Origin of the sequence: Flavihumibacter petaseus NBRC 106054 (genome assembly GCF_000974785.1) — a bacterium.
GTDB classification, from domain to species: Bacteria; Bacteroidota; Bacteroidia; order Chitinophagales; family Chitinophagaceae; genus Flavihumibacter; species Flavihumibacter petaseus.
Map to the genome: position 1 here is coordinate 261,868 of NZ_BBWV01000004.1, position 25,382 is coordinate 287,249.

Consider the following 25,382-nt stretch of genomic DNA (forward strand, 5'->3'; position numbering starts at 1 on the left):
TGCGCTTTAATCAATAATTCAAGCTGATAAAAAATACGCTATTGGACCACATTTACTTATGCAATTACTGAAGAAGGCGCGTTTCTTTTTGTTGATCTGTTGTTTCTCAACCTTTGGGATAACCGCATTTGGCCAGTTAAGGGAATCCATCAACCTTCCCGATAATGATGACAAATGGTATCACATAGGAATTGTTGTAATGGGAACCATGAACCGGTTCCAGATCAATCAGCACCCCACTTTTCTGCAATCTGACAGCGTGCTGGTAAGTAACCCTAACAATAGTTTTGGTTTTGGTATCGGCGGCATGCACACATTCCGCATCAGCAACCGGTTTGAAGCCAGGGTAGTCTTCCCGCAGCTGTTGTTTGTAAATAAGTCCATCAATTACCACCTGAAATACCCGGATGCGGGAAATGAAGAAACTCCGGTAATGGACCAGCAGGTAGAGTCCATTTTGTTGGGTGTTCCCATTCAGCTGAAATTAAAGTCTGACCGCATCGGCAATTTCCGCGTATACATGATGGGAGGCGTTAAATTTGAAACCGATCTTTCTTCAAAGGCCAACGCGCGTAACGCCGACAAATTTGTGAAGCTCAAAAAGTCAGATTTCGGGATAGAGGCTGGTATCGGATTCAATTTCTACAACAAAATGTTTATTCTTTCTCCCGAGATCAAAATCAGCAACGGTATCAGTAATGTTCATGCGCGCGATCCGAACCTCAAATTTTCCAATGTGATCGATAAGATCCAAAGCCGCCAGATCATCTTCTCCCTGATATTCGAAGGCTGATATATTGCTGAAATATTTTATGGATTGAGACGCAATGCTTAAATTGATGTATTGCAGCAATTATGCTATTTCCTATCAGCGACGATAACAGCGACCGGCACATCACTCCTTACATAACCTGGGCGATCATTCTGATCAATGTATTGGTATTTATATTCCTTCAGGGAATGGGTGCCAACATTGCATTCACCTATGCCTTCTCTACCGTTCCGGCTGAAATCCTGAACAATACCGATATCATCACTGACGGGAAAGTAATCCGTGACCTGGCCTCCGGGCAAAGCTTCCAGGTACCTGGCCTGCAGCCAACACCAATTCCTGTTTACGGGACGATCCTGACATCAATGTTTATGCATGGGGGGTTCGGGCACCTGGCCGGAAATATGTTATACCTGTGGATTTTTGGAGATAACCTGGAAAACCGCCTGGGTCATATGCGTTACCTGCTTTTTTACCTGCTCTGTGGTATTATTGCATCGCTAAGTCACGTTCTCTTTACTGCTTATACTGGTGCGGATCCCCTGGTTCCCAGCCTGGGCGCATCCGGTGCCATTTCAGGTGTATTGGGCGGTTATTTACTACTTTACCCCAACAGGCGGGTAAATGCACTGCTCGGATGGCTCATTATCGCCATCCCCAGCTGGATCGCCCTCGGGATGTGGATTGTGCTGCAACTGGTCAGTGGTTTTGGGGCCATTGCCGGAGAAGCCGATGGTGTTGCTTATGCCGCTCATATCGGAGGATTTGCAGCCGGCCTGCTGCTGGTTAAACTTTTCGACCGCGGCGAACCCCAACCCCCGCCCCACCGAACGCAATGGATATCTCGACGCTATTGATTTTCATTGATTAGAGCGCATATCCGGCACGTTATTTTCTATACTTCGTTGATGAAATTTCTATTAAAAAGTCTTAAGATTAGGCTTACGGCCCGATTTTCTCGCAATTGCCCATACCTTTAAAAAACACCACATCGAAAAAATTTACCCATGGTTTCTGTCATCATACCGGTACTGAACGAAGGTGCCACCATCCGGAAAGTGATCCGCATCATCCGTCAAAGCAGCCTTCCGCTTGAAGTTATTTTAGTAGATGACAATTCTACCGACAACACAATTGCGGAAGCACGCAAAGAGAATGTCCGAATCATCACATCCAGCCGCCGTGGTAAAGGACTTTCCATGCGGGAGGGGCTGTTGGCTGCCAAATTCGAAACCGTTGTATACCTGGATGGCGACATCATTACCTATCCACCTGATGTGGTCGACCTGCTGGCCAATCCGATCCTTTCCGGCGAGGCTGACTTTGTCAAATCAACATTTAAACGCCAGGCGGGGAGAGTGACGCAGCTTGTAGCAAAGCCCCTTCTGAGCATTCTTTTCCCCGAATTGGGCAACCTGGAACAGCCGCTCAGTGGAATGATCGCAGCGAAAAAGTCATTTTTGGAGAAAGTGACTTTTGAAAATGATTATGGCGTGGATGTGGGCCTGCTGATCGATGTACACAGAATGAAAGCTCGTATCAGGCAGGTCAATATCGGCCGGGTTCAGAATGCCATGCAATCGCTCGAAAATCTTGGAAAGATGAGCAAGCAGGTTACCCGTACCATCCTTAATAAAGCTGATGCGCAAAGCCTGCAGACACTTGGCCATATCGACCTGATCAACCGGCAGATGGAATCTGCAGTGTTGGAATCAATTGATAAAATGGAAAAAATGGTATTGCTCGAGATGAACCACCTCGTACTCGACGGCCATTTCGGCCAAACTGCTTCACGAACGCTGGGTCTGGCAGAAGGATATGAAGCAATAGAGAAACTTTATCAAACCACTCCTGAAAAGCTTTCTGCAGTCGCCTCCCTGTTTGCAGGAACCAGTTTACCTACGCTGCTGGAGATCGCCGACGATATTCCATTGGTGCCGGGCATTCGCGAACTCATATATGACCTCAAAAAAAGAGGGTATAGCGTGGGCTTGATCACTGAGCAGTTTTCCTGCGTGGCAAACCATCTGAAGAATGTTCTGGGCTTTGATTTTGTAGTTTGCAATACCCTGGTGTTAAGTGAGGGCATCGCCACCGGCGAAATTGAATTCAATCCATTTTTCACCCGTGGGAACGATATCGGCACCTATGGCAAGCAACAGGTCTTCTCGCATATACAGGAACGATATAACCTTCGCACGGACAACATCATCTATGTTACGGCCAACAGGAATGACCGGGCATGTATAGACGCAGCGGGGATCGGTGTACTGATTGAAGACGGAGATCTTGCCCACCTCGAAAATGTGTTGCCTGGACAAAAGAAGACCAACGGGATGAACGCATTCAGAAAGCCTATCAGGCCGGCATCTGTGGTGCTTCCGGCCGTGATGCTTACAGCGGTAGGTGTAATGGCCTGGGTCGGGTGGAAAACTTTCATTAAAAAGGCGCTGCCGGATGACTCATCCGCAGCGCCCTGTCTGAATTAAGTTCTGTTTATTTCTGTCAGACCAACATGCGCAATGGTTCTTCCAGCAAACTTTTCACTGTCTGCAGGAAAGCTGAGCCGGTTGCTCCGTCCACTACGCGGTGATCGCAGCTGAGTGTAACTTTCATGACATTTCCCGGAACCACCTGGCCGTTTTTCACAACGGGTATTTGTTGAATAGCGCCAATTGCCAGAATACAGCTATCGGGCGGATTGATGATGGCAGTGAATTCGTCTATCCCAAACATTCCAAGGTTACTGATGGTAAACGTGCTTCCTTCCCAGTCAGATGGTTGTAGTTTTTTGGATTTGGCCCGACCTGCAAAATCTTTTACTTCAGTCGCAATCTGTGCAAGGCCCTTGGTATCGGCAAAACGCACCACAGGAACCAGAAGACCGTCTTCCACAGCTACAGCAACACCGATGTTCACATGATGGTTGGTGCGAATGGTATCGCCCAGCCAACTGCTGTTCACAGCCGGATGCTTTTTCAGGGCAAGCGCTACAGCCTTCAGCACCATGTCATTAAAAGATATTTTGACCGGAGCTGTTTCGTTGATTTGTCCGCGGCTCGCAACTGCCTTATCCATATCGATGGACATGGTCAGGTAAAAATGCGGTGCGGTGAATTTGCTCTCAGCCAGGCGGCGGGCAATCACTTTACGCATTTGAGATACTGGCCTGTCTTCAAAGCTTACTTCACCAGCAGGAGCTTTTGAAACAGCAGCAGGCGTTGAGGCGCTGGAAGCAGAAGCTGTGGCTGCAGCGGGAACTGCCGCGGCTTTTGATGGCTGGAAACCTTCCACATCTGACTTAACGATGCGGCCTCCATCGCCGGAACCCTGAACCTGACTAAGACTAATCCCTTTTTCGGCAGCAAGCTTTTTAGCAAGCGGACTGGCTTTGATACGACCATTTCCTTCTGCAGGGGCTTCAACAACAGCCTCTGCTGTACCGCCGGAAGCCGCAGCGGGGGCAGCTTCGGCAACGGGGGCAGCTGCGACGCTGCCGCCGGAGGCAGCCGCTTTAATCGCCTCGATGTCCACTTTACCGGCCTCACCAATTACACAAAGCAATGCGTTAACCGGAACCTTATCGCCCTGGTTCGCACCGATATACAATAATGTGCCGGTTTTATAGCTTTCCAGGTCCATCGTGGCTTTGTCGGTTTCCACCTCAGCCAGCAGATCACCTTTACTAACCTTATCGCCAACCTTTTTATGCCAGGCAGCAATCACCCCTTCCGTCATGGTATCACTCAGACGGGGCATCAGGATTACTTCTTCCATTTTGGAAAGATCCAGGCTGCTCCCCTGTGCAGGAGCGGCAGTGGCGGCAGGCGCAGGTGCCTGGGCGGGTGCAGGCGTGGCGGCAGGTGCTGGTTTTTGTTCTGCAGCAGGCGCCGTGGTTGCAGCTGCTCCACCAGAAGAAACCAGGCTGCTGATATCTTCACCGGGGTTACCAATGATCGCCAGCAGGTCATTTACCTGGAGTTTTCCGCCCTTTTCCACACCTATATGCAACAGGGTGCCGTCTTTATAACTTTCCAGATCCATAGTCGCTTTGTCTGTCTCTACTTCTGCAAGTAACTCTCCCTTCTTAACAGGATCTCCTACCTTTTTATGCCAGGCTGCAATGACCCCTTCGGTCATGGTATCACTCAATCGAGGCATCAAAATCGCTTCGGCCATCTGGTATGGGTATTTTGTTTTTTTGAGATAATGAGAGGCCGAAATTAAGGCAATTTTATCTTTGTTCCATGCACATCAAGAAAGCGGCCTACCTGGTCAGCAGTCCCGATTGGGAAAAGTGTCCTTCGCCCGATCGTCCGGAATACGCCTTTATCGGAAGAAGCAACGTGGGAAAATCTTCCCTGATCAATATGCTCACCCGAAATCAGAAACTTGCCAAAACCTCAGGTTCGCCGGGTAAAACGCAAATGATCAACCACTTCACCATCAGCAGTGCCAAAAGCGAGGGAAAGCAGGAACAGCAGTGGTACCTGGTGGATCTGCCCGGTTACGGATTCGCTAAAGTGTCCATCAGTCAGCGGAAAAGCTGGGCAAAAATGATTGAAAATTACCTGAGAAACCGCAGTAACCTGATGGCGGTGTTTGTGCTTATAGACAGCCGGCACAGCCCCCAGGATATTGATATCGACTTTGTAAACAGCCTGGGCGAATGGGAAATCCCTTTTACACTGGTATTTACGAAAGCAGATAAGGAAAATCAGAAGACTGTGGCCAAAAATGTGAAGGACTTTCTGAATGAAATGCGGAAAACGTGGCAGTTTTTACCGGCTCATGTAGTCACCAGCGCTACAAAAGGACAGGGTCGCGAGAAACTCTTGCAAATGATTGATGAATCAAACGCCAATTTTCAGTAGATTTCATATCACAATAAATGCATATGAGACTATTTTTTGTTCTTCTCGCCTTATTTGGTGGCATCACTGTTTCCCGGGGTCAGTATGGTGGTTATACGGCAGACAGTAAAACTGCCGGTGACGCTGTAAAAGCGGCTGCGTTTAAGAATGGCTATCAATACCTGATCACTTTTGAAGAGACCAACGCCGGAGCCATTAATGTGAATAAGCAAACCAACTACCTTGTCGTTTATGTGTATCAAAATCCGAATAATCAGGCTGTTACACAGCGGGCGCACCTGATGACACCGGACAGTGTTTTGTTGAAACAATATTCTGCCAAACCGGATAACCTGGGACGGGTAGGAACAGCAGCGGTGTCCCGGCTTCGGTTCCGGACGAGAAACTTCAATGGCGGCGATGGGGATACCCGCCCCGTAAAATTTGAGGCAAATCCAAAGGCAACGATCTACGTTTTCTACAAGAAGGCCTAGTTCACTACCTTGTTGGCGCAACTGCTGCTGGCAAAGGCTTCGGGCTTGGCCTTAAACGCAAAGCCCATTCCGAGGATGTAGCCCATCGCCTCCTTCAGTGCATCATTACTTTTGAAATGCGGGTTGGTGTTGATGTCGGCGTGCACTTCCATATCAACATTATACTCAGTAAATAACTGGCACAATTCGTAGGCAATTTCAATGCTGCGCGCTACTTCAACCAGCATCCTTTCCTTAATGCTGTATTTCTGGCGCGTCTTTTCATTGTGAATGAACATAAAGCCCCCGTGGCCTTCCCTGAGAAAAACAATAACCGTGGCAAATTCTGTTTCAGCACCTTTTACCTGCGAATCAGTTCCGATGCAAACTTTGAGGTGGTAGCCATTGGCAGTTTCCCGCCTGATGGCTCTTTCTACGGCGTCTCTGATCGGAAGATCGATCGGATCGCCATTAAATTTTCTCCATAACATAAAAATGGGTTTTCGTAAGTTACCGAAAAACTCCATTTAATGCGCAGGACGGCCATGTTAGCGATTTTTTAATTTCCACAACCGTGAATAAGATTTCGGCTAGTACTGGCCGGTACTTAGCAATACAAGGGTACAGGCCTCCTGGGGATAAATCTGGTTTTCGCGGGCAAGGTCTGCAAGCTCTTCATTTTCAGCACCCGGATTGAAAATAATCCGTTTGGGCTTCAGTTGCAGGATATAATCGTAATACTCCTTCTGATGGGTCGGGGAAAGATAAAGCGTAACTGTGTCGACTGCTTCCAATGGCTTTTTTTCAGTTCCAATCGCCACCCCGGCAACTGTGGCAGGCCGCCGGCCAATCGCTTCAACCGGGTGGCCATTTGCTATTAGCTTATTAACCGCCAGAAAACTATAACGGGAAGGATTATCCGATGCCCCCAATACGAGCGTCTTTTTCTTTTCTGCCATACATTTTATTTCAACAGTTTAACAAGATTGCCCCAAAACCAACTTTCTTCGGCCCTGATCATCTGTTCCATCGTTCTGTCAGCCTGTGTTGCGAATTTCCTAATGCCGGAGACAGCATCAATAAATGCTTTATGTTCCGGATTCCGCTTGTCACATTCAACATTTTCAAAAGTACCCAGCATCATCATCAGCGGCTCCAGCTCTCTTTTCTTCCGTTCCTTCACAATCTGCCTGGCTACCTTCCAGATATCCTTTTCCGCCGTAAAAAATTCTTTACGTTCACCGGGTATCACTACCCGGTATACCAGCCCCCAGTTAATCAACTCCCGGATATTCATATTGACATTTCCGCGACTGATAGTTAATGCTTCCATCACATCATCCTGGCTCATCGCATCAGCCGACACCAGTAATAACGCATGAATCTGCGCCATGGTTTTATTAATACCCCATTGGGTAGCAAACGCACCCCACGACTGAATAAACTGTTGCCTTGCTTCTTCTAGTTTCATGAGACTGAATGTATCATTTTTCAATAAATACTGAAAAATTAATACGGAATAACCACCTCCGTTTGCCATTTTACTGGAACTGAAAATATTCCCCAGATTATGAAATCCAACCAGCAACGGGCCTGCTTTTCCAGCAAGTCCCAGCCAGAACTGGTTATTGTAATTGCATTGCAGCGGCAAATAAACACCCCAGGTTCTTGTCTCCCAGCGGGGGGTGACCCGGAACAGGCCAATGCCCCTGGAATAAAGCTCAGATTTACCCAACAGCGGAGTCAGGTTCAAACTCAGGTCGGCATTCAGAAAAAACTGTCCGCCCATCCAGTAATCAACATTAATTACCAGCCTTGCAGGATAAAAGATCCGGAAAACTTCGTCCGGAAATGTCGTGGGGATGACTGAACTGAGCGAATCCGTAAAATCAGCAAGGCTTTTTACAGGGTCCCCATATCCATCAGTGATACGCCGATTTTCCAGTCATAGTCATAATACGCCTCCTCATCTTCCATACCGGAACTAATGCCGGACTTAACAAGCAGCTCCACACCAATGCCGAACGAAAAGCCCGTTTTTGTGGCTTTCAGGAACTCGCTGATATTGTTTTTATCGCTAACCTGATCATTCCACCGATCATAATTCGACGAGTAGCTGTAGGTGAAACCACCCTGGTTCAGCAGGTAGTCTGTCTGATCCCCGGAATTTATGGTTACCATATCAACATCATCCACGTCAGCGCGAAAGCCGCTGATTCCCCGGTTGATCTTCACCGTTACGCCGGCATTCAGCCTGTAACCGGCCCTGTCCACAATAGTCTGACCATAACTGGCAAATAGTTCAAGAATACTGCTGTTCCTGAGTTCGCCGGTGAAAGGACCGTTTTGCCTGTTCAGTTCAACATATGACCCGATTGAACTGACGGTGTCTTTGTAACTGTATTCAGAGGTCTTGATGTCGGAAAATGTGCGGATGTTCGCCCCGAAAGCTACAGCCCGCTTGCGGCCCCAGGCAATCCGCGTGTTGAAAATGTTTGCATTGCTGACCGAACACCCAAATCGCGCAAACTCCCCGCCAATAACCTGAAATTTTGACCGGGCCGGAGATCCTATCAGAGAGTAGTCCAGTATCCTGACTGCATTGGTCTGGTACTGCACCTGCAATCCGGCAATTGTAACATCCCAGGGATAAGGCGTATTGACAATTGCAGCCGGATTTGATCCAGCGCCCAGCGAGCCTGCATAATTATAACCTTGTACTGCATTGTACTGCTGTGCAACCATACCGGAACCGGATAGCAGGCATGCCGTCAATAACGCTGCCACTGCCTCAATACGCATTGCCATGGGTTTGGCGAATCAAAAATTGCGTAAGCATCGGAACTTTTTTAGCAGTACCGACCAGCAGCCGGGTAAGGGCCGGGTCACCAAAAAAACGCTGAATAATTCTTCCCGCACGCAGCCTGGAAGAAAAATTTCGCGCCCATTGGCGGCTATAAACGTTTTCCATTGAAGCCCGTGACAATTGTCCCCTTAAAAAACCATCTGCCGCACCCGCAGCCATCTTTCCTGCCCGTAGAGCCATGCTCATCCCGTTACCGCAAAGCGGCGATATCATGCCTGCTGAATCGCCTGCCATCAGCACATGCGATTCGACGCTTTTTTTGGGTGAAAATGAAATCTGAGAGATACTCACCGGATTGGCACTTACAAATGTTGCAGTTTTCCAGATCCGGGCAAGGTGCGGATTCCTGCAAAGAATCTCCTGTTCCATCGCAGAGATGCTGTTATTGCAAAGTCCAAGGTTAGCCGCACTCGTCATATAGCAAAGACAATACTCCCCTCCTTCAACAGCTGAAATACCGCAATAGCCATCCTGAAAATTGTGAAGCGCTATCCTGTCTGCAGGTAAGTCGCACCGGATATGATACTTGATGCCGATATAGTTATTCAGTTTATGTGGCTTCCCGCCAATAAAACTCCTTTTCCAGCGGACATCCAGGTTGCTTCTTTTTCCAAAGCAGCCAAGGGCCACCTGGCAGGCAAATACCTGTTTACCTACAAAAACATGGTGCTGATTACTTTCAAAGGTTATATCATCCACCTTGTGCCCTTCCAGGATTTCGACGCCGGCAGATCGGGCCAACCCCGCAAGTCTGGCATCCAGCCCATACCTGCTGGCACCAAACCCGCCGGGATTTAATGGAGCAAACAGAAAACTGCCATCAGGAGCGCTCACCTGAAGGTTGCGGATTTTCGGAAACTCCGGGTCCGGGAATTCACATCCCAAATGCATAAGAAAATCGCGGCTTTCTTCACCGATATATTCTCCGCATACGCGTTGAACCGGATAGAAGTTTTTTTCAATCAACATTACCTGATATCCCTGGCGACCCAGCAGGATCGCTGCAGACAGGCCAGCCAGACCACCGCCAGCTACAATAACATCATATGTCGTAACCTGCTTCATTGCTGGTTCACTTCTGCCAGAATACTCCACCGGAAGGCCCATGCCCAACGAATCTGGTAATCATCAATGCCCGCTTTACGCAACAACCTCACCCATTCCTCCCTCCTGAATCCTCTGAGCACAGACAGCGGTGCGTCATTTTTCACGAGTACGGAGCGGGAAAGGAGCGCTGTGATCCATTTAATCGAATAATAAGCAACCGGATGTCTATGGAGGTCATTGATAAAAAATCCGATGTTGCAATACTCCTTCATCCACTTTAGCTGTGCCACCAATTCATCATCAGAAAAGTGATGGCAAAACAGGGAGGAAAAAATAATATCAGGCTTTTCAGAAAATGTGACCTGCCTGTAATCACTGTGTAGGTATCGGGTACCGGGATCGTTTTCCCTTGCATACCGGATGCACTCGCCATTAAGGTCAATGCCAGTCGTCGTTATGGATTTACCATTTGAAGTTGCCCAGCTTCTAATAGATGCAAGATTATCGCCACCACCACTGCCAATTTCACAAATTGAAAATCCGGGCCTGCTTTTTACCAGAGCTGCTACTGCCTGGATGTTCAGCCTGTGACCACCGAGCAGGTGATTGATCGTTTTCAGTTCGATGAGATTCTGCCTGATGGCCTCAAACGGAACACCCGGCAAATCGAGCAATTCACTTGCCCGTGAGCGGTTATCCCATTTCATGACACAACAGCCTCCAGGCAGCAGGTTTCAATGCACAAGCCAGGGCCAAATGCTGCCATCAATGTTTTTCCGCCAGTGCCTTTGGCAAGCATCCGCGACAACACAAAAAGGACTGTCGGGCTTGACATATTTCCAAATTCGCGCAGTACACCATATGCATCTTCAAGCTGCGCATCAGGAAGGTCAAGGCAATGCGCTACAGCCTGCAGTATCCGTTTTCCGCCGGGATGAATACACCAATCGTCAACCTGGGCGGCAACCCATCCGGCATTCTCCAGCGCCCTATCGACCAGAGGACGAAAATCAGCACGGATAAGTTCCGGAATGTAACCACTTAAAGTCATGGCAAATCCGTAAGGGGTGATCTCCCAACACATATCTTTTTTCCCTGAAGGAAGAAATTCAGCGTAGAAATCCCTGATCGTTGCCAGGCCGCCTTCACCGTTTCCCAGCAGTACCGCAGCCGATCCGTCACCAAACAGCAATGAAGCAGCAATATTATCCGGACTGGGTGTTTTCTGAAAATGAAGTGTGCACAATTCAGTGCATACGATCAGCACCCTCGCATCACGTTCGGCCCTGCATATCTGATCACCCTGGCGTAACGCATGTATCGCAGCGTAACATCCCATGAAATTAATGGAAGATCGCTTTGTGGACCGGGGGAATCCCAGTAGTTCGACCAGTTCAACATCCAGACCAGGGGCGCTCATGCCGGTGCAACTTACTGTAATCAGGTGCGTAACGCATTCCTGGCGGAGGCACTGATCCTGCAGACAATTGTTGATAGCTGCCACAGAGAGACCGGCAGCATACCGTTTGTACCAATCCATCCTTTTCGAGATATCGGGAAAAGGTTCCAGTGATTCCTCAGGTGAATAAAATTGCCAGGCAGCCGGCGGCAAACTATAATCCGGTATCACTGAATAACGGTTGTCTATACCCGAATGCTGATACAGGTAGGCAAGCTTTCTTCTTTCAACCGGGTCAAGGGCAAATACACCTTCCATAAAATGGCGGATATCCATTTGCTGGTGTTTATACCCGGGGACGGCCGTACCTATTGAAATTATTTTAGTCAAGGAGCTTCAATATTAAAATAAAGAGAAACCCTGCATTGGAACATATCGACGAAATCAGGTTCATGCGCATCAGGTGATCAAAATCAGCCGCCCCTGGATCCTTCCAGACTGCCGCCGCCCATTTTGTGAAATAAATCAGCACAGGAAGAAAAAACAACAGCAGTAACAGGTATCGTGTCAGTTCCAGTTGCAAAGCAAAATGCAATCCAAGTGCCAGGAATGCCAAACTAAATAACGCCCCGGAAAAAAGAAAGGTTGCTTTGATCCCCAGTAACCTGCTGATCGAATGAACGTTATCCTGTTTATCCTGCTCGTGCTGGTAAACCTGGGTAAGCGGATAGGCTCCCCCGATGAGCAATGTACTGGCGACACAACCCGTAAGGGAAGGATTAAGGGAATGATGCAGGTGTGCTGCGTGGTAAGAGAGCGCATAGACCAGCGCGCCCTGGCAAATAATGACCAGCAGAAAACCGCCAACCGGGAACCGCTTTATTCTTGTCAGCCTGCTGCTGTATAATCTGGAGGCCATGATATACAGGAGAACACCAAGGGCAAACCAGGGTGTTATCAGAAAAGAAAGCCCTATGGCCAGGAGGTCCATAATGTTTACGACAGTAAGCAATTCCGTTGTCGGTTGAAGCGGATTCCTGATGCCCCCGACAGCTGATGTATCCCGGTCTGAGTATCCATTAAATCCGTTACTGGCAGGATAAACAAGCAGATGAAGGATAATACCGGCAAGAAGAGTGCTCCGCCAATCCGTATAAACTGTCTGGCTGACAGCGAACAAAAAAACTGGCAAAAGAAAAAACGAAAATGGAAACCGTAGCAGTTGTATTGTCGATGGTTTAAGCATAATGCTGCTAATAGTCATATTCTCTTCTGAACATATTCATTCTTAATCCCAAACTAAACATTGTCGTATTTCTGCTCAGCGTGGGATCATCCGCCACCTTATAATTCCGCACCTGGAAAACGCCATCTACAAAAAGATTTTCCAGCACTTCATACCCAACCCATAGGGACGCATTCACGCCCGTTGCCCGCCGGCCTTCACCAATTTTCCAGTCATAATCTTTGGGGCGGTCGGTATAATAACGGAAGATATTGCTGCCGTAATTAATTCCGGCTGAATCGAGCCCCTGGATCCAGCCAATAATCTTGCCCTGGATGCTGAGCTTGGGAATTGGCTGATATTTCGCAATCCCGATCACTTCACGAAGGTTGGCGCCCATTGGATGGGCCAATGGCTGGTTATAGTGGGAATAGTTGGCAACACCATCAAAGTGGGAATAGGTAAAGGGCCGAACGGCATTGTATTCTGCCTGCAGGTCGAGATTACGGATCCCGAGGGCGTCTATGTATTTCGCGCCCAGCTGAATACCATATTTGTTTCCCCACCATCCTTCACCGCCTTTCATCTCACTCAGTTTAAATTCATCAAGGAGAATCTGAGAATATATCTGCACGTGTTTCGCAATATTTGCCTTCACATCAAAACCGATATTGGCATTGTCGGCACTTCCATTTTGTTGTTCAATCGAACGGAGGAAAATGATGGGGATCAGGTAGCTGAATTCGAAATGGTTTTCCCTGCCAAATACAACAGATTCAAAAAAACCAATATTCAGCCACTTGGTCGCCTGCAGGCTGAGGTGGTGTACAGCAGCATATTTTTTATCAATCAGCTCATTTCCGGGATTGATCAGGTCCTGCGGTGTCAGTTCCATGAACATGCTCTGGTAGTTCAGCTTCCAGATACGTGCCGCAAGCTTAAGGAAGAGGTAGTTATTGGAAAAATCGCTCAGGAAAAGGCTCCGGTATCCGTTGCCGATAAAGTTTTTATCATATCCGAACTGGACGTTGATGTACTTGGTGATATTAAAAAATACCGATCCGCGGGCATCGAAATAGTCATAACCGGTTTTTTTGAATGTCTTGTAAAAACCTGCTCCCGGTACAGCATGAAAGGAGTCGACAAAACGGCGAACATAAAAGGGATCCCTTTCCTGGTTATCGGTAAGGTAAAAGTCAAAACCTATTTTTTTGGCGATCAGACCTCTTCCACGGGCGCCTTTGCTGTTCACAAAGAGGGTTTCATCGGTTCCGGACTCTTTACCTGCCTGAAACTGAAACACCGGGTTGACACTCAGAAAGAAATCCTTGGTATCTACCAGCAGGAAATCAGATTTGACCTTATAAAAGGTTTTCACCCATGGTTTCCTGCTATTAAATGCATCTTTGGGACCTGTCACCCATTCATAGTTATTCATCAGGGCATCCTGGATATTGTAGGCATCCACTTTGTTCATCGGAGCTGTTGAATCAATCCGCTCAAGGGCTGCCACCCAGCCTTTCCGGTCATAAGGTTTGATATGCTGGAAAGACAGTGCACTATCCCTGAACCGGATCTCAAGCCTGTCCATCAGGTTCTGGTGCTTATACCCCTGCGGCAGGAGTGGCGTCTGAGAAAAAAGCTGGGCGGGCAGGATTAAGCAGATTCCGTAAAGCAGTCTTTTAATACATTGCATCGGTTTCGTTTTATTATGGCTAATTTTCAAATTATGCAAAAATACCTGATTAAAAATGCCCGCATAGTGAATGAAGGAAAGGTTTATACAGCCGACCTTCTTTTGGAGGGGGGAATTATTGAAAAGATCGGAAGCCGGATTGACCCCGCCTATGGCGTTACAGAAATCGATGCCGAAGGCCAATACCTGATACCGGGAGTAATTGACGACCAGGTACATTTCAGGGAACCAGGGTTAACGCACAAAGCAACAATACAAACCGAATCAACAGCCGCAGTTGCCGGTGGCGTTACCAGCTTTATGGAAATGCCCAATACCCAACCGCCTGTTTTCACACAGGAACTCCTGGAAAACAAATACACCATTGCTTCCGAAACCTCTTTGGCCAACTACAGTTTTTTCATGGGAACCAGCAATGAGAACTATGACGAGGTGATGCGTACCAACGAGAAAAAAGACAGGGTATGTGGTATTAAGATTTTCATGGGATCTTCAACAGGCGGGCTGCTCGTAGACAACCCCCTGGCACTGGAAAGAATATTTAACAATACTGAATTATTGATTGCCACGCATTGCGAAGACGAACGCATTATCCGCCACAACCTGCAGGAACTGCAGAAGTCGGGACGGACACTTACTGCTGCCGATCACCCCGTCATCAGATCCGCCGAAGCGTGCTTTGAATCATCTTTTTTTGCCATACAAATGGCAAAAAAATTTGACAGCAGGTTGCATATCCTCCATATCTCCACGGCAAGGGAACTACCGTTGTTCGGAAATATGTTACCACTGGAAGAAAAACGGATCACCTCCGAAGTTTGTGTACACCACCTCCATTTTACGGCCGATGATTATGACCGTCTCGGTAACCTGATCAAATGCAACCCCGCCATCAAGGCAGCAATTAACCGTGACGCTTTGTGGGAAGGATTACTTGATGACCGCCTGGATATCATCGCAACAGATCATGCGCCACATACCCGGGCAGAAAAAGAAGAGGACTACCTTCACGCACATGCCGGGGTACCGCTGGTACAGCATTCACTGCTACTGATGCTTCGCTATGTGGAAGCCGGCAAAATCACCATTGAAAAGGTTGTGGAGAAGATGTGCCATGCCCCAGCCACATGCTTCCGGATCAGGAACCGTGGGTTCATCCGGGAAGGGTATCATGCTGATCTAGTGCTGATCAATCCGGCTGAAACCACAACCGTTTCCAAAAAGAACATTTACTACAAATGCGGCTGGAGTCCTTTTGAAGGAGAGAAATTTCCGGCATCAATATCACATTGTTTTGTCAACGGGCACCTTGCCTATGCCCATGGCCAATTTGATACTTCCAGGAAAGGACAGCGGCTGCTTTTTAACCAATAATCTGTGCAAATGCCCGCTTCATGCATCTATTTGCGATTCAACCCGTAAATTGACCCTGCATGAATATCGACAAAATTTCCCTCCAGGACCTGGCTATTTTTCATTCCGACGAAGAACAGTCGATTTTTCACCGGCTGAATTTCACCCGCACCGTCAATGGAAAGGAATGGCTGTTGAAGTTTTTCAGAGAACCCTTTGATAAACCCGGACCCATTCTGGAAACTCAACAGATCATCAGTCAGATCCATCAGCACCTGGACAACTGGCCAGGGTCCATCAGCAATGGAACGTTAATGGTGATCGCCCGGTTCTATGACGCTCAGATCGATCACATCCCGGCAGCACATGCCCCCCTGGCGGGACTTCGTTACCGGCTTATCAACGGACCGGATTTTTCAATGGTCCGATATAGCATCGGTCATTTTACAGACTTTGTAAGGGGGTTCCGGCAACTATCCGGTCTGCTTTCGCAACCTGGCATTCCCAAAACCCTGCAGAATTTGCTGAACCGGGCAAATGACCTCCTTAATCATAAGCCGCTCGAAGATCTCGCAGCACGCCCCCCAGGAAAGCAGTTCTCGATGACCGAAGTGGTGTATTATGGTCATTTCCTGTTATACCGGTTTAAATCACATGCATTTGAGTTGATGCAGCTGTATGGCAAACTGGATGCATGGTACAGTATGGCCATGGCCATGCGATCCCTCAAACTCAGTTTTCCCGTTATCCGCGAAGATGAGAACCCCTTTATCAAAGCAGAAAAGTTGTATCATCTGCTTCTCCCCCAACCCATCGCTTACGACCTTCTTCTTGACCCGACACATAATTTTCTGTTCCTTACCGGTGCCAACATGGCAGGGAAAAGCACCTTCATCAAAGCCGTTGGCAGCGCTACCTACCTGGCACATCTGGGAATGGGAGTACCCGCTGAAAACATGGAACTGACATTGTTCGAAGGAATTCTGAGTAACATCAACGTGACGGACAACATCATCAAGGGTGAAAGCTATTTCTTCAACGAAGTACAACGAATCCGCAACACCATCATTAAAATCAATGACAACCACAAATGGCTGGTGCTGATCGACGAACTTTTCAAAGGCACCAATATCAAGGATGCGATGAGATGTTCGCTGGCAGTAATAGAAGGCCTCGTAAAAATCCGGCATTCCCTGTTTATACTTTCCACTCACCTGTACGAAATCGGTGAGGATCTGAAAGATCATCCCAATATCATCTTCAGGTATTTTGAAACACGGGTGGAAGACGAACAGCTTGCCTTCAACTACCAATTAAAAACAGGGATCAGCAACGACAGAATAGGGTATCTGATCCTGAAAAGGGAAAAAGTACTGGACCTTTTGAACAACCTGTGATTATGCGTAACCTTCTTGCAATCCTGCTCCTGTTGGCCACTTTTACATGCAAAGCATCGGATGTCAGTCCGATCCCCGAAAGGCACCGGCAGATCAATGTGCTTTCCTACGATTTCACCATTGATCTGAATGATGTGAATGACGAAATCCGCGGCACTGCAAAAATCCTTTTGCAGCTGGCTGAAGCAACCGACAGTATACGGTTTGACCTGAAATCAGTAAATAATGGAAAGGGAATGACCATACTTGGTCTTAAAGCCGGTGGCAAACCAGTTCCTTTCCTGCACAGGAATGACCTGATAACCCTCTCCAGTGCCGGAGGCAAAAAAAATGATACTACCCTAATTGAAATAACTTACAAAGGTGTTCCGGGAGACGGTCTCATCATCTCTAAAAACAAATACGGGCACCGTTGTTTTTTCGCGGATAACTGGCCGAACAGGGCCAGGAACTGGATTCCCTGTAATGACCATCCATCCGACAAAGCTACGGTATCCTTCCAGGTAAACGCACCGGCAGATTACAGCGTAATTGCCAATGGCGAACTGGTATCTGATGAAAAAGATAGTTCCGGAAGAAGGATAACCAGATGGCAGGAAAAAAATGAGATCCCGACGAAAGTTATGGTGATCGGTGTTGCTGATTTTGCGGTTGGGGATGCCGGGCGGGTAGACGATATACCGGTATCAAGCTGGGTTTATCCAGAAGAACGGGATAATGGATTTTATGATTATGGCCAGGCTGCACTTATCCTTCCCTGGTTCATCGGGAAATTGGGCCCATATCCTTTTACCAAACTGGCAAATGTTCAGTCAAAAACGATTTTTGGAGGGATGGAAAACGCCGGCTGCATTTTTTATCATGAACAATCCGTAGATGGCAAACGTACTTCTGAAAACCTGCTGGTACATGAGATCGCACACCAATGGTTTGGAAACAGTGTTACGGAACGCGATTGGGCTCATTTGTGGCTGAGTGAAGGTTTTGCTACCTACCTTACCGATGCCTGGGTTGAAATGCAGCATGGTCAGCAGGCCGCACGAACCCTGCTGGCGAAACAGCGCGCTGAAGTGATAGATTTCCACCAACAGCAACCAGGCAGGCCGGTAATAGACAGCATGGAAACGAATTACCTCAAACTGCTGAATGCCAACAGCTACCAGAAGGGCGGTTGGGTGTTACACATGCTTCGGCTAAAAATAGGCGAGAAAGCTTTCTGGGAAGGCATTGCGGACTATTATCAGCGCTATCGCGGTAAAAATGCGGGTACCGGCGATCTCCAGAAAGTGATGGAAAACCACGCTGGCATTGCGCTTGGTGATTTTTTTGATCAGTGGTTGCGACAGCCGGATTTTCCCAATCTTGAAGTTCGCTGGAAATCCACGCCAGGCGGTTTATCAATCACAGTTCATCAGCTCCAGAATACGCTGATGAAATTCCCCCTCAGGATCGCAATTTCCGGAGCCGGCGGAACGACACATGTTAATATCCCCATAGACAGCAGGAAAGTTGATGAGGAATTCCGGTTGCCGTATATACCCACAAGCGTGACCATAGATCCTGATACAGAGTTGCTGGGTGTATGGAAAACAACTCCCGTTAAATAACGCTGTTCCTCAAACGCAGTGTCGGCTACCTTAGCCGGATGCTGGTGAAAACTTATGGAAGTGCCGTTTACGGTATTGATGCAATTACTATTACGATAGAGGTAAATGTGACGCTCGGCACACAAACTTTTATCGTCGGCCTGCCTGATAATGCAGTTAAGGAAAGCATACTCAGGGTAGAAAGTGCCATCAAATCGAATGGCTTCTTTATGCCCCGAACCAAGGTGATTGTAAATATGGCACCTGCTGATATCCGCAAATCGGGATCAGCATTTGATCTTCCGATAGCGCTGGGCATTTTGGCCGCCACCGATCAGTTGCCCGGTTCAGCTCTCCTCGACAACCTGATTGTAATGGGCGAGCTAGGGCTGGATGGCAGGATTCATCCCATTAAGGGGGCTTTGCCGATAGCGATTGCTACTAAAAAAGACAAATTCAGGGGGTTGATCCTTCCCGCAACAAATGCAACCGAAGCGGCTTTGGTCGATCAACTCGATATTTTTGGTGTTAGCCATTTGCGTGAAGTAACCAGTTTCCTCGAATCTGGAAGGAGCCTGGTACCGGTAAAATTGGATTCACGGTCAGCTTTTGAAAACGGAATTTCAGCGACCGGACCAGATTTTGGTGATGTCAAAGGACAGGAAAACATCAAGCGATCCCTTGAAATTGCCGCAGCCGGTGGCCACAATGCTATTCTGATCGGTGCTCCGGGTTCAGGAAAAACCATGCTGGCAAGACGGCTTCCTTCAATACTCCCTCCCCTGACACTGGACGAAGCACTGGAAACCTCCCGCATTTACAGCGTTGCCGGGCGCCTGCAACATCCTTCGGGTCTTGTCAGTACCAGGCCTTTCCGGTCACCGCACCACACCATCAGTGATATGGCATTGGTTGGAGGTGGTGCCGTGCCGCAGCCGGGAGAAATATCCCTCGCGCACAATGGGGTCTTGTTTCTGGATGAACTTCCTGAGTTCCGGAGAACGGTGCTCGAAGTTATGCGTCAGCCGCTGGAAGAACGCAAGGTAACCATCGCAAGAGCACAATACTGCTTTGATTTTCCAGCCAGCTTTATGCTGATAGCAGCGATGAATCCATGCCCCTGTGGCTATTATAACCACCCGTCCCGGGAATGTACCTGCTCTCCTTTTCTGGTAGATAAATATTTAAGCCGGGTTTCCGGTCCCCTGCTTGACCGGATAGACCTGCACGTGGAAGTCACTCCGGTAGAACCCGGTGAATTTACTGGTTCAGGAAAGCAGGAACAGTCAGCAATAGTGCGACGTCGTGTTATGGCTGCCAGGGAAATCCAATTGAGGCGATTTGCCGGAACAGGCATTTATTGCAATGCGCAGATGGACAGCGCTGCAACCAGGGCTATCGTACCGCTGAGCCAACCTTCGAAACAATTACTCCAGTTGGCAATGAACCGGCTGGCACTTTCTGCCAGGGCCTATGAGCGTATACTGAAAGTAGCGAGAACGATTGCAGATCTTGACCTCAGGGCTGATGTGCTTCCGCAACATGTGGCAGAAGCAATTCAGCTTCGCAGCCTTGACCGGGAATTGCGTAGCAGGCACTGAGTGGATTAGTTGTTCAGGGCACCGATGCGACGGGCCGGCTTTAAAAGCTGAACAATATTGCGGGAAACATTTTGCACCGGTGCAGGCGACTGCGCCTTGAATAAAGAGGAAAGGAAGTTATTGAAAGATTGAACCAGGATCCGCCGATCCAGTTGCAAACTCGCATTGCGCAGGTAAAAACCATCCCATTGGTGGATGTTAAATAGTCTGGAACCCTCATCCGGTTGGGAATTACTGCATTTTACCATAGCCATGCCCGTGATGCCTGGCTTGAAGGCATACCGGGCATAATATCCCTTCAGCTGAACAGCAAACTGTTCATCTTCACGGGAACCATTTGCCTCCGGGCCAACCAGGCTCATTTGCCCGGTCAATACCTTAAGCATCATTGGAGCACGGTACAGACCGGTCTGTCGCAGCCAATTCCCCCATCGGGAAAATTCCAAAACACCCCAGTTATTGTACCGGCTGGTGTTGAGTACCCAACAGGTAAACGTCAGCCCGCGTTTACCCGTCAGTTGCCTGCGATGAAACACACGCCGGCCAATAGATATGCTGCTGATTACACAAAGCAGTGGCAGGAGCCACCAAAGGAATAAAACAAAGATCAACCCGGCTATCACTACATCGAAAAGCCTTTTGTGAAAAAGGTATCGCTTTGTCATTGCACTAGTCACGGGATATAATATCGATTTCATTTTATAAGGTCTTCACAGGTCTGACAAGGGCCGGATCAATTCCGTTGTATCGAGCCAACAAAAAAAAGCCGGCGATGTTAGTATCTTTAGCCATAGCGCATTTGCCAACATCATGAAAATTTTATTACACTACCTTAAGCCATATAAATGGCTGGTATTCATTACGCTGCTTCTCGCAGCCATCAATACGGGCTTTAGTCTGATTGACCCGATTATTTTCGGCAGGATGACCAAAATTGCCTTTGATTACAAGAATTATAAGGAGGCGGGAAACCTTGTCGGGTTCAGAAATGCAGTACTCTGGCTGTTGCTCCTTTCAATTTCCGTAGCAATGGTAAGCCGGATAGCCAAAGCCTTCCAGGACTATTTCTTTAATGTCATTACCCAGAAATTTGGTGCAAAGGTGTTCACCGATGGCCTTAAACACGCTATGAAACTACCGTTTCATGAGTTTGAGGATCAGCGCAGCGGTGAAACGCTGAGCGTATTGCAAAAAGTAGAAACGGACACGGAAAAGTTTATCTCCAATTTTATCAATGTATTATTTGGAGTGCTGATCGGGATTGTGTTTGTATCGATCTACGCCTTTTCACTGCACTGGTCACTTCCGCTGGTCTATTTCGGCGGAATTATTTTGTTGACCGTTATCACCAATTACCTCAGCAAGAGAATAAAAAAGATCCAGAAGAACATTGTGGCACAAACCACATCACTGGCGGGAACAACCACTGAATCATTACGCAATATCGAACTGATTAAAAGTCTTGGCCTCACCAACCAGGAAGTAGAACGGTTGAACAAAAACACCTACAAAATCCTTGGACTGGAGCTGACAAAGGTAAAGCGGGTGCGCAGTCTTAGTTTTGTACAGGGTACTGTTGTCAATACCCTCCGCCAGGTAATCATGTTTATACTCATGTGGCTGATCTATCGCGAAAAAATGACTCCGGAGAACCTGGTAACCATGCAGATCTTTTCCTTTTTCATTTTCAGTCCCCTCCAGGAAATCGGCAATATCCTGCTGTCATACCGCGAAGCAGAAGCTTCTTTGCTAAACTTCCGTAATCTGATGGATAAAAAACCTGAAGCAAGACCTGAACATCCGGTTTCCATTCCTGAGATCCGCACACTTGCTTTCAACGAGGTGAGCTTCCATCATAAAACTGCTCCGCAGCCTGCGATCAACAGGATCAGTTTTCAGGTGCGTAAAGGAGAGACTATTGCCTTTGTGGGACCATCAGGAGCCGGCAAAACCACCCTGGTTAAATTACTGGTTGGCCTTTACCGGCCGCAACAGGGCGGCATTGTTTATAATGGTGTCAATGAAAATGAAATTGATTATGAAGACCTGCGCAAGCAGATCGGGTTCGTCACCCAGGATACCCAGTTATTCAGTGGAACAATCCGTGAAAATCTACTTTTTGTAAATCCTGGGGCCGGCGATGACGCATTGTATGATGCACTACACAAGGCAAGTGCCGATAACCTGATTGCCCGTGCTTCCAATGGGGTGGATACCATGATCGGAGAAGGTGGCCTTAAACTGAGTGGCGGTGAAAAACAAAGGCTATCCATTGCACGTTCCCTGCTCAGGCATCCCCGGCTGCTGATCTTTGATGAAGCTACTTCAGCACTAGATTCGATCACTGAGGAAGAAATCACCAGAACTATCCGGAGTATTTCCGCACAGCGGGAACAGATCACAGTACTCATCGCCCACAGGCTGTCTACCATCATGCATGCCGACAGAATTTATGTGCTTGAAAAAGGTGAGATCGTTGAAACAGGCACCCATGACTCGTTGCTTGCGGAAAAAGGGCTGTATTTTGCGATGTGGCGGCAACAGATCGGAGAAAGGAAAACGACAGCAATGCCCGTTACGCCTGTCCTTTCGGAGCAACCGGTTTCTTCCAATTAAACATCAGTGAGCAAGCCTTACTGTAAAAGTGCTGCCAACCCCTGGAACAGAGGTCAGGCTGACGGAGCCATTTAATTCACTCACCAGCCGTTTAACAATGCTGAGCCCAAGGCCGGTTGAATATTCACCGCCGGTAGGCCGGGAACTAAGCGTGCCGTATTTCGTAAAAAGACGGCTCTGATCTTCTTCTGAAATGCCAGGGCCTTCATCCGTCACGGCAATTTCAAACGCATCGGGAAAAGCACTCAGACTTACCAGCACAGTCGTTGACGGTGCCGAAAATTTTATGGCATTGGAAAGGAGATTGTCCATAATCCTGCGCAGCAATTCCTGGTCAGTTAACAAATAATGTTCGCCGGGGTCTTTCTGAAATTCAACACTGATCTCTTTAGCCTGTGCTATCTTCCGCTGGCTGTTGCAAACATGTTCCAGGAATGCACCGAGATTGATCTCCTCCAGTTCCAGCTGATCTTTGCCGGTACCTTTCTTTTCAATCTCAAGGATATGGCGGATCAACCGCTCACCGCTGAGCGCTGAATCTTTGATATTGGACAGGGCCGTAAGCTGATTTGCAGCAAGATCCCGCTCAAGCAGCTGACTCCACATCTGGATACTCGCAAAAGGGGTACTCAGGTCATGAGAAACAATACTGAGCAATGAATTTTTCTCCTGGTTGAGTGCCAGTAGTTTTTCCTTCTGACGATTGATTACCTGATTGGTCTCTTTTAATTTCCGGTTGGAACGGCGGTAGATCAACAGGAATGTACCAATAAGTATCCCTATCACAACAGCCGCCAGCATCATGTAACTGAGATACCGGCTTCTCAGTTTCTCCTGTTGAACGGTTGCCATCAGCAGCCTGTTCTGCTTATCACGCTCGCTGGAATGATAGCGTTCCTGCATTTCAGCGATATTCCTGTTACTCTCCTCATTTACAAGCGCAGTATCCAGCTGATACCATTGCTTTTGAAACTGGTAAGCTTTCTTGTATTGCCCCAGCCGCTCGTAAAGCTTTGCCATCAGTGAATAACTGTCTGCCTCCTTGCTTTTACTTTCCAGCTGCATGGAAAGTCTCAATGAGCCTTCAGTATAATAAACGGCTGAATCATATTGCTTCAATTCAATAAAACAGTCACCAATGTTGAGGTAATCGATCCACAGATCCGCAGGTGTTGCGCCATCAGAATGCCTGGACATATTCATCTGAAAATACCCCAGCGCCTTCTCAAACTCTTTGCGTTTGAAGTAAACATTCCCCGTATTGTTATAAATAAAACTGAGCGCCTTTGTTTGTTTGTATTTATCAGACATGCTTCTTGCAACGATCAGGTAATGCAATGCACTATCCGTACGGTTCAGGATGTTGTAGATGGCGCCCATATTACTGTAACCGGAAATGATGGAAGCGATCTCTCCCCGTTTTTCTGTCAGTTTCAGACATTCGAGGTATACCTGTTTTGCCTTCTCAGGTTGTTTGATTTCAGTGTAAATAATTGCCAGGTCACTTAATGCAGAAATCTCATATTCCGCGTAACCGCCGTCACGTGCAAGTTTCAAACCGGCCAGCTGATACCGGATGGCTTCGTCATAATTCCCGGAAAGATCACTGTGTAAACCTCTCAGACGAAGGCCGAGAATTTTCCCCGGTGCAAAATGTAAAGATTCCGCCTGTTTTTCAATATAGGTGGCATTGACTAGGAAAGAATCAAGCTTGTCTTCTGAGAAATCAACCGTGCGGTCGTATAAACGTTTAAGATAAATGGTGTCCACCGCCTGCGCCCAACTACGGGCCAGGCCTGAAAGGGAAAGAATTATAATCAGGACATACTTCAATCAGTCAATTAGGTTATTCCTGATGGCAAACTTAACCAGGCCAACAGTGTTCTGAACACCGAGTTTGGCAATAAGATTCTTCCGATGTGTCTCCACCGTGCTGATGCTCAGGAATAGTTTTTGCGCAATTTCAGCATTGCTGAATTCCTTACAAACCAGTTTCAGTACTTCTACTTCCCGCTTGGAAAGTATTTCATTCACTTTTCGGTCTTCTATCGTCAGGGTATTCCGGAATTCGCCCTCGCTCAGGATATCAATTTCCTTACTGAAATACTGACCGCCAGCCGCTACAGCATCAATCGCTTTTACCAGCTCGTCAACACTGGCGTTTTTCAGAATATAACCCTGAACCTGATACTTCAGCAACTTGTGAACATAACGGGTTCCCCTGATCAGCGTCAGGTAGATCACCTTTTGCTGCGGCCTGATGGTGCGGATTTTTTTTATAAGATCTTCTTCCTCCATGTCTGGAAGATTAACATCAAGCAAAAGTATATCCTCGGGCGAAAGTTGCGGTAAACGCAACAGCAGATCGCTGGCATTTGAACTCGTTCCAGTTACTTCAACTGCTGTTTGCCTTTGCAGCAACAATGAAAGCCCTTCGAGATACATCTCGTGATCATCGGTAATATACACCCTGGTCATACGTCACATTACGATTTGTT

Annotated in this window: 23 protein-coding genes; 10 read left to right on the plus strand and 13 right to left on the minus strand. The window is 47.7% G+C overall.

Annotated features, from left to right (window positions below):
• Positions 1 to 58 precede the first annotated feature (58 nt).
• From porT to FPE01S_RS25180, 3 genes are all read left to right on the plus strand, one after another.
• Entirely contained in the window at positions 59 to 793 is a 735-nt protein-coding gene (gene porT / locus FPE01S_RS20540; RefSeq protein ID WP_052956061.1) for a type IX secretion/gliding motility protein PorT/SprT, read from the plus strand.
• 62 nt (positions 794 to 855) lie between these two features.
• Entirely contained in the window at positions 856 to 1,629 is a 774-nt protein-coding gene (locus FPE01S_RS20545) for a rhomboid family intramembrane serine protease (protein ID WP_046370965.1), read from the plus strand.
• A gap of 150 nt (positions 1,630 to 1,779) precedes the next feature.
• Positions 1,780 to 3,261, plus strand: coding sequence for a glycosyltransferase (locus FPE01S_RS25180; RefSeq protein ID WP_052956062.1), 1,482 nt, complete (start codon positions 1,780 to 1,782; stop codon positions 3,259 to 3,261).
• 16 nt (positions 3,262 to 3,277) lie between these two features.
• Here FPE01S_RS25180 and FPE01S_RS20555 read toward each other — a convergent pair whose 3' ends face one another.
• Positions 3,278 to 4,933: a pyruvate dehydrogenase complex dihydrolipoamide acetyltransferase gene (locus FPE01S_RS20555; RefSeq protein WP_245624035.1), complete on the minus strand. Its 1,656-nt coding sequence runs from the start codon at positions 4,931 to 4,933 to the stop codon at positions 3,278 to 3,280.
• 86 nt (positions 4,934 to 5,019) lie between these two features.
• On the opposite strand from FPE01S_RS20555, the gene yihA reads away from it, so the two are divergent.
• The gene (yihA, locus tag FPE01S_RS20560) at positions 5,020 to 5,646 is read left to right on the plus strand and encodes a ribosome biogenesis GTP-binding protein YihA/YsxC (protein WP_046370967.1); all 627 of its coding nucleotides are present in this window, start codon (positions 5,020 to 5,022) and stop codon (positions 5,644 to 5,646) included.
• 23 nt (positions 5,647 to 5,669) lie between these two features.
• Positions 5,670 to 6,119 carry a hypothetical protein gene (locus FPE01S_RS20565; protein ID WP_046370968.1) on the plus strand — a complete coding sequence of 150 codons (450 nt, stop codon included), beginning with the start codon at positions 5,670 to 5,672 and terminating at the stop codon, positions 6,117 to 6,119.
• Here FPE01S_RS20565 and FPE01S_RS20570 read toward each other — a convergent pair.
• The 9 genes from FPE01S_RS20570 to FPE01S_RS20610 all read right to left on the minus strand — a co-directional run bounded on the left by FPE01S_RS20570 (position 6,116) and on the right by FPE01S_RS20610 (position 14,331).
• Positions 6,116 to 6,589 (minus strand): ribonuclease H-like YkuK family protein, encoded by a 474-nt coding sequence (locus FPE01S_RS20570; protein WP_046370969.1) that lies wholly within the window; start codon positions 6,587 to 6,589, stop codon positions 6,116 to 6,118. The two genes, FPE01S_RS20565 and FPE01S_RS20570, sit on opposite strands and share 4 nt — an antisense overlap.
• Positions 6,590 to 6,688: 99 nt before the next feature.
• Positions 6,689 to 7,057, minus strand: a complete 369-nt coding sequence (locus FPE01S_RS20575; RefSeq protein ID WP_046370970.1) for a CoA-binding protein — start codon at positions 7,055 to 7,057, stop codon at positions 6,689 to 6,691.
• Positions 7,058 to 7,062: 5 nt separating this feature from the next.
• On the minus strand, positions 7,063 to 7,887 hold the full coding sequence (locus tag FPE01S_RS26275; protein ID WP_245624036.1) for a GbsR/MarR family transcriptional regulator: 825 nt from the start codon (positions 7,885 to 7,887) through the stop codon (positions 7,063 to 7,065).
• 113 nt (positions 7,888 to 8,000) lie between these two features.
• Positions 8,001 to 8,900, minus strand: coding sequence for a DUF5723 family protein (locus tag FPE01S_RS20585; protein ID WP_046370971.1), 900 nt, complete (start codon positions 8,898 to 8,900; stop codon positions 8,001 to 8,003).
• A complete protein-coding gene (locus tag FPE01S_RS20590) occupies positions 8,890 to 10,029 on the minus strand; it encodes an NAD(P)/FAD-dependent oxidoreductase (RefSeq protein ID WP_046370972.1) in 1,140 nt (379 codons plus the stop codon). The genes FPE01S_RS20585 and FPE01S_RS20590 overlap by 11 nt, the downstream gene beginning before the upstream one ends.
• Positions 10,026 to 10,718, minus strand: a complete 693-nt coding sequence (locus tag FPE01S_RS20595; RefSeq protein ID WP_046370973.1) for a methyltransferase domain-containing protein — start codon at positions 10,716 to 10,718, stop codon at positions 10,026 to 10,028. Before FPE01S_RS20595 ends, FPE01S_RS20590 begins: the two co-directional genes overlap by 4 nt.
• Positions 10,715 to 11,800: a type III polyketide synthase gene (locus tag FPE01S_RS20600; RefSeq protein WP_046370974.1), complete on the minus strand. Its 1,086-nt coding sequence runs from the start codon at positions 11,798 to 11,800 to the stop codon at positions 10,715 to 10,717. Before FPE01S_RS20600 ends, FPE01S_RS20595 begins: the two co-directional genes overlap by 4 nt.
• A complete protein-coding gene (locus tag FPE01S_RS20605; RefSeq protein ID WP_169749199.1) occupies positions 11,793 to 12,602 on the minus strand; it encodes a UbiA family prenyltransferase in 810 nt (269 codons plus the stop codon). The genes FPE01S_RS20600 and FPE01S_RS20605 overlap by 8 nt, the downstream gene beginning before the upstream one ends.
• Positions 12,603 to 12,663: 61 nt before the next feature.
• Positions 12,664 to 14,331: a hypothetical protein gene (locus tag FPE01S_RS20610; protein ID WP_046370975.1), complete on the minus strand. Its 1,668-nt coding sequence runs from the start codon at positions 14,329 to 14,331 to the stop codon at positions 12,664 to 12,666.
• A 33-nt stretch (positions 14,332 to 14,364) separates the two neighbouring features.
• On the opposite strand from FPE01S_RS20610, the gene FPE01S_RS20615 reads away from it, so the two are divergent.
• The 4 genes from FPE01S_RS20615 to FPE01S_RS20630 are packed head-to-tail and all read left to right on the plus strand — an operon-like array spanning position 14,365 to position 20,268.
• A complete protein-coding gene (locus FPE01S_RS20615) occupies positions 14,365 to 15,705 on the plus strand; it encodes a dihydroorotase (RefSeq protein WP_046370976.1) in 1,341 nt (446 codons plus the stop codon).
• 59 nt (positions 15,706 to 15,764) lie between these two features.
• Positions 15,765 to 17,081: a MutS-related protein gene (locus FPE01S_RS20620; protein ID WP_046370977.1), complete on the plus strand. Its 1,317-nt coding sequence runs from the start codon at positions 15,765 to 15,767 to the stop codon at positions 17,079 to 17,081.
• 2 nt (positions 17,082 to 17,083) lie between these two features.
• On the plus strand, positions 17,084 to 18,688 hold the full coding sequence (locus tag FPE01S_RS20625) for a M1 family metallopeptidase (RefSeq protein ID WP_046370978.1): 1,605 nt from the start codon (positions 17,084 to 17,086) through the stop codon (positions 18,686 to 18,688).
• 38 nt (positions 18,689 to 18,726) lie between these two features.
• Entirely contained in the window at positions 18,727 to 20,268 is a 1,542-nt protein-coding gene (locus tag FPE01S_RS20630; protein ID WP_046370979.1) for a YifB family Mg chelatase-like AAA ATPase, read from the plus strand.
• Between the two features lie 5 nt (positions 20,269 to 20,273).
• Here FPE01S_RS20630 and FPE01S_RS20635 read toward each other — a convergent pair whose 3' ends face one another.
• Positions 20,274 to 20,966 carry a sugar transferase gene (locus FPE01S_RS20635; RefSeq protein WP_083990370.1) on the minus strand — a complete coding sequence of 231 codons (693 nt, stop codon included), beginning with the start codon at positions 20,964 to 20,966 and terminating at the stop codon, positions 20,274 to 20,276.
• A 112-nt stretch (positions 20,967 to 21,078) separates the two neighbouring features.
• Here FPE01S_RS20635 and FPE01S_RS20640 point away from each other — a divergent pair, with 112 nt between their 5' ends.
• Positions 21,079 to 22,884, plus strand: a complete 1,806-nt coding sequence (locus FPE01S_RS20640; protein ID WP_046370981.1) for an ABC transporter ATP-binding protein — start codon at positions 21,079 to 21,081, stop codon at positions 22,882 to 22,884.
• Positions 22,885 to 22,887: 3 nt separating this feature from the next.
• Here the strand turns inward: FPE01S_RS20640 and FPE01S_RS20645 are convergent, their stop codons facing one another.
• Both FPE01S_RS20645 and FPE01S_RS20650 read right to left on the minus strand, forming a co-directional pair.
• On the minus strand, positions 22,888 to 24,717 hold the full coding sequence (locus FPE01S_RS20645) for a tetratricopeptide repeat-containing sensor histidine kinase (RefSeq protein WP_046370982.1): 1,830 nt from the start codon (positions 24,715 to 24,717) through the stop codon (positions 22,888 to 22,890).
• The gene (locus tag FPE01S_RS20650) at positions 24,718 to 25,362 is read right to left on the minus strand and encodes a response regulator transcription factor (protein WP_046370983.1); all 645 of its coding nucleotides are present in this window, start codon (positions 25,360 to 25,362) and stop codon (positions 24,718 to 24,720) included. It lies immediately after the preceding gene.
• Between the last annotated feature and the right edge of the window lie 20 nt (positions 25,363 to 25,382).

What these genes read in the sequence shown, in the direction of transcription:
- porT (WP_052956061.1), top strand. Translation starts at nt 59, where the DNA reads ATGCAATTACTGAAGAAGGCGCGTTTCTTTTTGTTGATCTGTTGTTTC.
- FPE01S_RS20650 (WP_046370983.1), bottom strand. Translation starts at nt 25,362, where the DNA reads ATGACCAGGGTGTATATTACCGATGATCACGAGATGTATCTCGAAGGG.
- FPE01S_RS20635 (WP_083990370.1), bottom strand. Translation starts at nt 20,966, where the DNA reads ATGAAATCGATATTATATCCCGTGACTAGTGCAATGACAAAGCGATAC.
- FPE01S_RS20575 (WP_046370970.1), bottom strand. Translation starts at nt 7,057, where the DNA reads ATGGCAGAAAAGAAAAAGACGCTCGTATTGGGGGCATCGGATAATCCT.
- FPE01S_RS20585 (WP_046370971.1), bottom strand. Translation starts at nt 8,900, where the DNA reads ATGCGTATTGAGGCAGTGGCAGCGTTATTGACGGCATGCCTGCTATCC.
- FPE01S_RS20615 (WP_046370976.1), top strand. Translation starts at nt 14,365, where the DNA reads ATGCAAAAATACCTGATTAAAAATGCCCGCATAGTGAATGAAGGAAAG.
- FPE01S_RS20570 (WP_046370969.1), bottom strand. Translation starts at nt 6,589, where the DNA reads ATGTTATGGAGAAAATTTAATGGCGATCCGATCGATCTTCCGATCAGA.
- FPE01S_RS20640 (WP_046370981.1), top strand. Translation starts at nt 21,079, where the DNA reads ATGAAAATTTTATTACACTACCTTAAGCCATATAAATGGCTGGTATTC.
- FPE01S_RS26275 (WP_245624036.1), bottom strand. Translation starts at nt 7,887, where the DNA reads ATGGGCGGACAGTTTTTTCTGAATGCCGACCTGAGTTTGAACCTGACT.
- FPE01S_RS20565 (WP_046370968.1), top strand. Translation starts at nt 5,670, where the DNA reads ATGAGACTATTTTTTGTTCTTCTCGCCTTATTTGGTGGCATCACTGTT.
- FPE01S_RS20545 (WP_046370965.1), top strand. Translation starts at nt 856, where the DNA reads ATGCTATTTCCTATCAGCGACGATAACAGCGACCGGCACATCACTCCT.
- yihA (WP_046370967.1), top strand. Translation starts at nt 5,020, where the DNA reads ATGCACATCAAGAAAGCGGCCTACCTGGTCAGCAGTCCCGATTGGGAA.
- FPE01S_RS20555 (WP_245624035.1), bottom strand. Translation starts at nt 4,933, where the DNA reads ATGCCTCGATTGAGTGATACCATGACCGAAGGGGTCATTGCAGCCTGG.
- FPE01S_RS20590 (WP_046370972.1), bottom strand. Translation starts at nt 10,029, where the DNA reads ATGAAGCAGGTTACGACATATGATGTTATTGTAGCTGGCGGTGGTCTG.
- FPE01S_RS25180 (WP_052956062.1), top strand. Translation starts at nt 1,780, where the DNA reads ATGGTTTCTGTCATCATACCGGTACTGAACGAAGGTGCCACCATCCGG.
- FPE01S_RS20610 (WP_046370975.1), bottom strand. Translation starts at nt 14,331, where the DNA reads ATGCAATGTATTAAAAGACTGCTTTACGGAATCTGCTTAATCCTGCCC.
- FPE01S_RS20620 (WP_046370977.1), top strand. Translation starts at nt 15,765, where the DNA reads ATGAATATCGACAAAATTTCCCTCCAGGACCTGGCTATTTTTCATTCC.
- FPE01S_RS20630 (WP_046370979.1), top strand. Translation starts at nt 18,727, where the DNA reads ATGCTGGTGAAAACTTATGGAAGTGCCGTTTACGGTATTGATGCAATT.
- FPE01S_RS20595 (WP_046370973.1), bottom strand. Translation starts at nt 10,718, where the DNA reads ATGAAATGGGATAACCGCTCACGGGCAAGTGAATTGCTCGATTTGCCG.
- FPE01S_RS20625 (WP_046370978.1), top strand. Translation starts at nt 17,084, where the DNA reads ATGCGTAACCTTCTTGCAATCCTGCTCCTGTTGGCCACTTTTACATGC.